Origin of the sequence: Geobacillus sp. LYN3, assembly GCF_003064505.1 — a bacterium.
GTDB classification, from domain to species: Bacteria; Bacillota; Bacilli; order Bacillales; family Anoxybacillaceae; genus Parageobacillus_B; species Parageobacillus_B toebii.
Map to the genome: position 1 here is coordinate 1 of NZ_QCWL01000055.1, position 1,200 is coordinate 1,200.

The 1,200-nt window shown below is 39.5% G+C and carries 3 protein-coding genes; 1 reads left to right on the forward strand and 2 read right to left on the reverse strand.

Annotation, left to right across the window (positions count from 1 at the left end):
* Positions 1-38: 38 nt before the first annotated feature.
* The gene (locus tag DCC82_RS17010) at positions 39-539 is read right to left on the reverse strand and encodes a hypothetical protein (protein ID WP_097355132.1); all 501 of its coding nucleotides are present in this window, start codon (positions 537-539) and stop codon (positions 39-41) included.
* Complete coding sequence (locus tag DCC82_RS17530) at positions 523-669, reverse strand: hypothetical protein (RefSeq protein WP_158268603.1); 147 nt, start codon at positions 667-669, stop codon at positions 523-525. Before DCC82_RS17530 ends, DCC82_RS17010 begins: the two co-directional genes overlap by 17 nt.
* Positions 670-811: 142 nt before the next feature.
* Between DCC82_RS17530 and DCC82_RS17020 the strand changes: the two genes are divergently transcribed.
* Positions 812-1,200: DUF6444 domain-containing protein (locus DCC82_RS17020; protein ID WP_233253088.1), on the forward strand; the 389-nt coding region annotated here is incomplete at its 3' end.

The window sequence follows — 1,200 nt, forward strand, 5'->3', positions numbered from 1 at the left end:
CCCATCATGAGATGGGATTACCCGAGAAGCCCCCACCTCTAAGCGAAGCGTAGGTGGTGGGAGTATGTCACAGAAAAACGAATTTGTTGTCCTTCCAAATGTCTTTGTAACCCAGCTGTTCTTTTCTGAGGATTTTTTTCCTCATTGTACACAACGTAATATACTTTATCTATTTTGACGATGTCATGAAATGATATAGAAGGATCATGTTCTTTTATCATTTCATATAGACCTATAAAAGGTCCCTCGATTGCCTTCAATCTGAGGCTTTGCCGTTCTTTTTTATCAATTTTGCCGTTCTTAAATTCTACAAAAAGTAATTGATTGTCTTGAATATGAAGAAGGTCGGGGGATTTTAATGCATCTTCCCCCTTTTTACTTGCTAAATCTTGAATAGCATTATCAAATGCTAAACAAACAAATGGAGAAGAACAAAGACTTTCGTTATTTTGATCATCCCTGCTGATGTCCTCGATGGATTGAAAAAATTCTCTGTATTTGTTTTGCAATAGTGCTTTTAACTCATCTATCTTCATCATCCTGCAATGTCTCCTCTTCTAATTGGTGAAAAGGTTCTGTCAATAGCTGAAAAACTTCCTCGAGCTGATTCGTAACATCTCGAATGACAGATGAAGACGTGCTAATTTTTTGGGCATGATAAAATTTCATATCCTCTTCAAGCCCCTTTTGGTCACTATAAACTTTAAGAGCTTCGATAAAGTAACTATTCAGCCACATCATAAAGTGAGCTGAATATTTTCTTCTTTCCTTGTCTATGATGTGAATATTGATAGACAAGGAGGTGAATCGCATGTTGACGGTACAACAAGCTGTATTTACAGTTGAGAGCTTAATCGGCAAAGTTCAACAACAAAAACAGCTCATTCATCAACTCATTCAAGAAAATGAACATTTGCGTCACGAAAACAAACAGCTACGCAAAGAAAATGAACAACTGAAGTACCGTGTTCAAGAGCTGGAAGCACGCACGAAAAAAAACAGCTCTAATAGCCATTTGCCCCCATCTTCTGACCGTTTTGCCAACACACGTTCTTCTCGTCAACCATCTGGCAACAAGCCAGGCGGACAAGAAGGACATCAAGGAACGACGCTCCGTCAAGTGGAACGTCCACATCATCGTGTCGTCCACCGTGTGCATACGTGTCAAGGATGTGGAGCTTCTTTGCGTGAAGTCAAACC